Source organism: Aromatoleum toluolicum (genome assembly GCF_012911005.2).
GTDB lineage: Bacteria > Pseudomonadota > Gammaproteobacteria > Burkholderiales > Rhodocyclaceae > Aromatoleum > Aromatoleum toluolicum.
The window spans coordinates 1-8,723 of the sequence record NZ_WTVS01000124.1 but is presented as its reverse complement, the minus strand read 5'-3'; the positions used below and the strand labels follow the sequence as shown (position 1 = coordinate 8,723).

Annotated in this window: 2 protein-coding genes; both read left to right on the top strand. The window is 66.6% G+C overall.

Annotation, left to right across the window (positions count from 1 at the left end; translation table 11 throughout):
* Positions 1-629: 629 nt before the first annotated feature.
* Positions 630-6,470 (top strand): manganese-oxidizing multicopper oxidase MnxG, encoded by a 5,841-nt coding sequence (gene mnxG / locus GPA27_RS27190; protein ID WP_169143544.1) that lies wholly within the window; start codon positions 630-632, stop codon positions 6,468-6,470.
* A gap of 267 nt (positions 6,471-6,737) precedes the next feature.
* A complete protein-coding gene (locus GPA27_RS27185; RefSeq protein ID WP_256223138.1) occupies positions 6,738-8,678 on the top strand; it encodes a cytochrome D1 domain-containing protein in 1,941 nt (646 codons plus the stop codon).
* The last annotated feature ends 45 nt before the right edge of the window (positions 8,679-8,723 follow it).

The window sequence follows — 8,723 nt, the reverse complement described above, 5'->3', positions numbered from 1 at the left end:
GCGGAGCACCGCTCCGCACCGCCGGAGCGGCGGTGCGAAGCGGAGACTCCCGGGCTGGGGTGGGGATGGGTTGACGCCGAAGCGCCTGAAAGAAACCCATCCCCATCCTGTCCTTCCCCTTGAAGGGGAAGGGACCTGCTAATGAGCACCGCGACACACGAAACACACCGCTCCACCCCCCTCCGCGCCCGTCCACCGGGGACTATTCCCCAATTCCGGGGCGCTGTCCCCGTTTTTAACGCGATCACGGCAAGTCCGCGCGCCCAACATGGGCAATCGGTCGCCAAAGCCAAATTTGTCACAAGTTGTCGCGTACCCGCGTGGATGACCTTGCCGTAACCGGTACGACTTTCGGCGCAACCCGGTCAGGGTAAGCCGCGTCGTTGCAGGGATTGCGTGGGGAAACCCCACCCGCGTTGCGGGGAAAAAATGGGGAATCTTCCCCGCTTTTCGCTCCGGCAAAATTCAAGTTGTTGAAAAATCGTGATTTTTTGTAATGGCACGACGATTGCGAGATGGCCCACGGGATTTTCCCATTTTGGCTCGCGCCCGGTGCAGTCCGCCGGACGCGGGTCCGGGGTCTGCAGCACAGCGCGGACCGAAGCGTTGTAACCGTGGGGGGAACGACGATGAAGTACCTTTATCCGAAAGGGCGGGCGCCAGCCGCAGCCGGCTATACAGGCCGGCTGACGCAGCTGGCCGGCCTGCTGATGCTGACCGGGGCGACACTGTTCGCCGCCGGCCAGGCTCAGGCAGCTCCGCCGAGTGGTGGTGGCGGTGGTGGCGGCGGAACGACGACGACCGCCGGCATCGCATGTACGAAAACACTGGTGGCCAACGTGGTCGCACTCGACCAGCCGCTGATGTACAACCGGCTCGGCGCGCAGAACATCAACGGCATGATGTATGCGCTCGAGGAAGACGTGGTGGATTCGAGCGGCAAGACGCTCGCGGCGGGCGGCACGAAGTCCGCCGGCAACGTCAAGCTGCGCGCCGACAAGCGGCCGCGTCCGCTGGTGCTGCGCATCGCGGCGGGCGAATGCCTGACCGTGAACCTGACCAACCTGCTGAGCCCGACGGCCAACCCGCGCGACGCGGTGCCGCCCGAGATGCACATCGACGACCAGGTCGCCGACCGCAACGTGGGCTTCTTCGCGCAGGGCGTGCAGGCGGTCAGCAGCATCGCCGACATGGGCGACAACACCGGCAAGAACATGAGTGCGCTGGCGGCACCGGGCCAGACGAAGACCTACACGGTGTACGGCGAGCGTGAAGGCACCTTCGCCGTGACGAGCTACGGCGCGACCTTCGGTGCCGACGGCACCGCCGGCAACGTCGCCAGCGGCCTATTCGGCCAGCTCACCGTGCTGCCCAAGGGCGGCCGCGCCTACCGCAACGTCCTGTCCGAAGAGGAAATGCGCATTGCCGCCGACAAGAACGGCGACGGCGTGCTGACCGCAGCGGCGGGCGAACTGACCGCGGCCGGCCAGCCGGTGGTGAACTACGAGGCGCGTTATCCGAACGCACAACCGTGGATCAGCGAAGGCAAAGCCGGCAAGCTGGTGGTGAACATGGTCGACGGCACGCGCATCGTGCATACCGAGATCGACGCCGTGGTGCTGGGCCCGAACGCCGACGGTACTTTCCCCGCATCGACCTACCCGCTCGAGAGCATGGGCAAGCGCAACCCGGCCTACCCGAACCGCCTCGAGCCGTTCCGCGACTTCAGCACCATCTTCCATGACGAAGTGGCGACCGCGCAGGCCTTCCCGGGCTTCTACAACGACCCGGTGTTCGGCTACGTGCTGCAGGCGACGCGCGACGCGTTCATGATCAACTACGGTTCCGGCGGCATCGGATCCGAGATCATCGCCAACCGCCTCGGCGTCGGCCCGATGCACGACTGCACCTCGTGCGCGTACGAGGAGTTCTTCCTCACCGCGTACGTGGTCGGCGATCCGGCGCAGCTGGTCGACATTCCCGCGAACGTCGGCCTCGAGGCGCTCAAGCCGGGCCAGGTTCCGCCCGCCGGCACCACCGGCATCAAGGCAACGAAGGCGCTGTATCCGCAGGATCCGGCGAACGTCCATCACAGCTACATCAACGACTTCGTGAAGTACCGCAACATCCACGTGGGGCAGGAGCAGCATGTGTACCACCTGCACAACCACCAGTGGCTGTTCAACCCCAACGACGACAATTCCAACTATCTGGACGCCCAGGGCGTCGGGCCGGGCTCGGGCTACACCTATGAAATGGTGAATGGCGGCTCGGGCAACCGTAACCGCTCGCCGGGCGACGCGATCTACCACTGCCACTTCTACCCGCACTTCGCGCAGGGGATGTGGTACATGTGGCGGATCCACGACACCTTCGAGGCCGGCACGAAGCTCGCGGTGTCGAACGGCACCAAGGGTTACCACAGCACGCCGTATGCGCTGAAGGACGGCACGCCTGCCCAGGGTGCGCGCGCCTATCCCGACGGCGAACTGGTGGTCGGCGCGCCGATCCCCGCGGTGGTGCCGCTGCCGGGCAAGGCGATGCCGCCGATGCCGGGTCAGGTGAGCGTGGTCACGAAGTACGTGACCAACCCGGCCACGGGTGTCGATGTCGTCGCCGGTTCCAAGGCGCAGATCGACCGCAGCGCTGCCAACAAGAACAGCGACGGCACGCTGAAGAACCCGGGCTATCCGTTCTGGGTCGCGGGCATCGAGAGCACGATGGGGCAGCGTCCGCCGACCCCGCCGCTCGACATGCTCACCCAGGCCAAGGCCCAGGAACTGGTCAACGGCGCCAACCCGCTGTGGGACGGCCTCGTGCCGGCGCAGGCGGGCGGCTGGGACGGCGGTCTGCCGCGGCACACGCTGGAAGGTACGCTTTCGGGTACCACGGCGATCGTGACGACCAGCCCGGTCGACTTCCTGAAGAAGCTCACGGCTGCGAAGGCGGTGTTCTTCCCCGAGGAGGGGACGGATGCCGAGCAGGCGGCGATGAACTTCCACTCGAAGCCTTCCCACGCCAGCTACTCGGCCAACCCGAGCGGCACCGCGGTCGCAGCGGCGAACTTCAAGACCAACGGCGCCAAGCCTTCGGTCGCGGCACCGTTCGCCGAGCCGTGCATCGACGACACGCAGAAGCAGCTGACCAGCGCCGCGGGAGCGGGCACCTGGTATGGCGGCTCGACGCTGACGTCGTGGTACACCGGCCAGGCCTCGCAGTACAACGCGAGCACGCCGCGCGTGTACAAGGGCGCCAACATCCAGTTCGACGCGGTGATCAACAAGGCCGGCTACCACTTCCCGCAACAGCGCATCATCGCGCTGTGGGAGGACGTGATGCCGGTGATCACGAAGCAGCAGCCGCCCGAGCCGCTGGTGATGCGCCTGAACACGTACGACTGCGCGATGTACGACCACACCAACCTGGTGCCGGAGTTCTACGAGCTGGACGACTACCAGGTGCGCACGCCGACCGACATCATCGGCCAGCACATTCACCTGCCCAAGTGGGACCTTTCCACCACGGACGGCGCGGCGAACGGCTGGAACTATGAGGACGGCACGCTCGCCCCGGGAGCCGTCGTCGAGCGCATCCACGCGGTCCGCCACTTCAACCACTGCACCGAACCGACCGACCCGCGCGACGGCACCAACGTCTGCCCCGTGCCGAAGGCTCACCCCTATTTCGGACAGTTCAATCGTCCGGACTGGATGGGCGCACGCACGACGCAGCAGCGCTGGTACGCGGACCCGCTGTTCAACCAGTACAACATCGACCGCGGTCTCGGCAACATCTTCACGCATGACCACTATGGTCCCTCGACCCACCAGCAGGTCGGCCTGTACGCAACCGTGCTGACCGAACCGGCGGGCTCGAAGTGGTACCAGGCCGAGACTGGCGCTCCGCTGTACACCCGTGCGGACGGCGGCCCGGTTTCCTGGCAGGCGGTGATCAGCAGTGGCGACATCGACGGCGACAAGGTCGATGACAGCTACCGCGAGTTCTACCTGGAGTTCACCGACTTCCAGCATGCGTATGAAGCCGGCGTGTATGTCGGTGCAGGTCCGGACGGCATCCCCGACCCGGTCAAGTACCCGACCAGCCCGGACAGCTTCCGCTTCGCGATCAACCCGCCGGCGAAGAAGACCACGCTGCCCATCTTCCCCGACATGCAGCGCATCGTCGCCGGTGGCGAGAAGGTCGGTTGCCCGGTCCGTCCGTGCCCGCAGGCGATCTCGGCGGATGACCCCGGAATGTTCGTGGTGAACTACCGCAACGAACCGGTGGCGCTGCGCATCTACGACCCGACCAAGATCGGCCCCGACGGCAAACCGGGGATGCAGGCGGACGGGCTCGCGGGTGACCTGGCGTATGCACTGCAGAGCCGTACCGACCGCAAGATCGCAGCGTTCAACGAAGCACCGAGCTCGATCAGGCAGGCGACCGGCCCGACCGGAGGCATCACGATCTTCCCGCCGCACATCAACAAGGCGGGCGACAAGCCGGGTGACCCCTTCACGCCGATGCTGCGTACCTACGCGGGTGACATCGTCCGTGTCCGGGTGCAGGCCGGCGGCCAGGAAGAGGCGCACAGCGTCAGCATCCACGGCGTGAAGTGGCTGCAGAGCGGTTCGGCCTTCGGCGCGGCAGGCAACTCCGGCTGGCGTAACGGCCAGATGGCTGGCATCTCCGAGCAGTTCAGCCTCGGCATGCCGGTGGCGATGTACGCGGATCCCAACCGCACCGCAGCCGACTACATGTACTCGATCAATCCGTCGATCGAGGGCTACTGGAACGGCACGTGGGGGGTGATGCGCAACTACGCCGAACTGCAGTCCGACCTGTTCGCGGTGCCGAACAACCCGCTGCCGGTCAGCCTGACCAACACGGGGGACTTCAACGGCATCTGCCCGAAGAACTACGTCGATCCGAAGCTCGGAGTGCTGCCGGTCAAGCAGCGCAACTTCAACGTGGTGGTGGCGCTCGCCAACGACGTCCTGTCCAACCCGCTCGGCCTGACCATCGGCATGGCGGACAGCGCAGGCAAGCATGTCGGCGGCCCGCTCAAGGCCAACGGCGGCACGCTGGTGTACAACTCGCGTCCGACGAGCATCCCGGCTGCGACCATCATCGACGAAGTAACGGGTGAGTCGATCACCATCGGCGGCAAATCCGGCCCGCTGCACGACCCGACCGCAATCATGTACGTGCGCAAGGACGACCTCGATCCGACCACCGGCAAGCTGAAAGCCGGCGTCCCGGTCGAGCCCCTGGTGATGCGTGCGGCGTCCGGCGAGTGCGTGAATGTGGTGCTGGAGAACCGGCTGCCGGCAGTGATGCCCGATCTGCCGTCGCCCAACCTGATGTCGCCGGTCGTCGTGCGTGACCGCTACAGCAACGTGGGCACCACCAGCTTCAACAACAACCTGATGCGTCCGTCCGCGCACGCTGGCCTCCACACCCAGCTGCTGATGTACGACGTGACCAAGTCCGACGGTACCAACGTGGGTATCAACCCGGTGCAGACGGTCGCACCGCGCGCGAATGCCACCGATCCGTACCCGACGACGTCCTATCAATACTACGTAGGAGACCTGGGCCGCGCGTTCTCTGCGCAAACATCCACCATCAAGAAGGCAACCGACACCGTTACCGCGGTGGGCATCGAGTTCGGCGGGGTCAACATCATCCCGGCGGACAAGGTCAAGCAGACGCAGAAGGGGCTTAACGGTGCGTTCGTCGCCATGCCGCCTGAATCGACCTGGGTCGAGGACAGCAACATGCGCGCCGCCGCAACGGTGACCAAGACCTCGAAGCCGGAGCTTGCGACCTACCGTGACTTCGCGCTGCAGTGGGCGAAGGGTCTGAATGTGCGTTGGGCCAATGGCGAACCGGTGGAGAACGTCGCCGCCGAAGGTCCGATGATTCATGAGGATCCGGAAGACAACTCGGCGATGGCGGTGAACTACAAGGTCGAGCCGCTGTGGTTCCGCTTCCAGAAGGCTCCGGACGCGCCCTTCGGTCACGCCAACGGTGCAGGCTTCGCTGCAGTGCCCAATGCCAACATGGCCTACAGCAACAGCCTGGTCGGCGGCGACCCGGAGACCCCGGTGCTGACGGTGAATCGCGGCATGCCTTTCCGCATCCACGTGGTGCAGGCGTCGGGCGGCAGCCGGATGGGTACCTTCGGCCTCCACGGCCACGTGTGGCAGCGCGATCCGTACCGCGCGAACAACACCGATCCCAGCGGCTATCCGTCGCGCAAGTTCGGCGTGGGTTCGACGCGGATCCTGTTCAACCCGCTGGGGATGTTCCTGGGCGGTCAGGAGAGCATCCTGCCGGCCTCGCACTTCACCTTCAACCTGGCCAGCGCAGGCGGCGCCAACGCAATCCCGGGCGACTACCTGTACCGCGACTTCGAGTCGCTGGGCAACCTGGGCGGCCGCTGGGGGATCGTGCGGGTGCAGTAAGCAACACCCGGCAAGCAACACGCAGTACGCAGCTGCAATCGGCATCACGCAGCAAACACGGGGCGCGGTTCTGCCAGCCGCGCCCCGGCCGGAGCAGACGGTCCGGAACGCGCCTTCGGGTGCGTTTTTTAGGGGAGTCTTCATGGCAGTGGGACTCCCCGGCTTTTTTTGACGGATGCAGGGGCGCCGCGGAGACGGCGCCCCCATCCCACGGATTTCGCAGCAAGGGACGGCCTGGGGCCGGCTCCGAAAATGAGGGAGACCACCGTGAGCAAGATTCGCTTCGCAACACTTTCGCTGCTCGTTTCGTGCGCATTGTCGGGAACGACCGTCGCTGCCCCCGCCCCCGTGTCCGCAGCGGCGGATGCCAAGCCTGCAGCCAGCGGACGCCTGGTGCGCGACGGCGTCGCGATCGACTTCGAAGCGCGCCCGGCCGGCGATGCCACCGAGCTGGTCGAGGGCGGGCTCGCCGACATCCGCTTCCGCATCACCGACGCCAACACCGGCAAAGGGGTGCCGGGACTCGCACCGGGCGCGTGGCTGGACCTCGCGCACGTGATCTCGAACCCGAAGGCCAACGAGCAGAAGGAATGCAAGGACAAGATCGCGCTCTACCTGAAGGGCGTGGTCGGCGTGCGGCCGATGGTGGACCTCAACAGCTATTACCTGCTGGTGCTGAACAAGGACCCGAGCATCAGCGTGATCGACCCGCTGACCTCGGTGGGCGGCGTGACCAGCACGCTGACGCGCATCATGCTCAAGCGGCCGCCGGTGGACTGGGTGAAGAGTCCCGACGGCAAGCATCTCTTCGTGTCGATGCCGGTCGCCGACCAGGTGGCGGTGGTCGATGCGGCCACCTTCCGCGTCGTCAAGGATGTGGATGCGGGCGACGAACCGGTGCGCGTCGCGGTGCAGCCCGACGGGCGCTACGTGTGGGTCGGCAACAACTCGCGCGACCCCAACCGCAGCGGCGTCACGGTGATCGACGCCCACAGCTTCAAGCCAGTGAAGACCTTCACGACCGGCAAGGGGCACCACGAGATCGCCTTCAGCGACGACTCGCGCCACGCCTTCGTGAGCAACCGCGATTCGGGCACGGTGAGCGTGTTCGACGTGGCGACGATGCAGAAGGTGAAGGAACTGCAAACCGGGCCGCGGCCGATCTCCGTGGCGCAGTCGGCGCTGTCGAAGGCGGTGTACGTCGCCGACGGCCAGGCGGGCACGATCACCGTGATCGACGCCAAGACGCTGGCGACGCGCAAGGTCATCCAGGCCAAGCCCGGCCTCGGGCCGGTGCGCTTCACCGCCGACGGCCGCTTCGCGTTCGCGCTGAACACGCTGGAGAGCGTCGCGACGGTGGTCGACGCGGGCAGCGACGAGGCCGTGCATGACATCAAGGTGGCCTCCGAGCCCTACCAGGTGACCTTCACGGCGGGCTACGCCTACGTGCGCGGCCTGGCGAGCGAGCGCGTCACGATGGTGAAGCTCGACACCCTGGGCAAGGGCCGCGAGCCGGTGCTGCAGAGCTTCGCCGCGGGCGGCGAGGCGCCCAAGCTGGCGGGGGACCTGCCGCTGGCGGCGAGCCTCGCGGCGCGCAACGACGAGGGTTCGGTGTTCGTTGTGAATCCCGCCAACAACACCACCTACTTCTACATGGAAGGCATGAACGCGCCGATGACCGGCTACCTCAACCGCGGCCACACGGCGCGCGCGGTGACGGTGGTGGACCGCGCGATGAAGCAGGGCGAGCCGGGCGTGTTCTCGACCCAGGTGACGCTGCCGGCGTCGGGCAAGTTCGACGTCGCCTTCATGCTCGACCGGCCGCAGGTGCTGCACTGCTTCAGCGCCGAGGTGAAACCGGGCGCGGTGAGCGACGCCAAGCTCGCGGTGCCGCGCCTCGAGTTCCTGCCCGCGCCGGTGACGGTGCAGGCGCCGGGCAAGACGACGGTGCGCTTCCGCCTCGTCGCCGGCAAGAAGGACACGCCGCGCACCGGTATCAAGGATCTGAAGGTGAGCTACTTCGTCGCCCCGTCCGGCACGCGCCAGAACGCCGCGGCACGCGAGGTGGGCGACGGGGTGTACGAAGCGCAGGTGCAGCTCGGCGAGACCGGCGCGTACTACGTGCATGTGGACTCGGACGCGCTGAAGGATGCGCAGAACAAGCCCTACCTGACGCTGCGCGCGGTGTCGGCGGTGGCGGGCAAGTGAGGAATTCCACTCCCTCCCCTTCAAGGGGAGGGTTGGGGTGGGGAT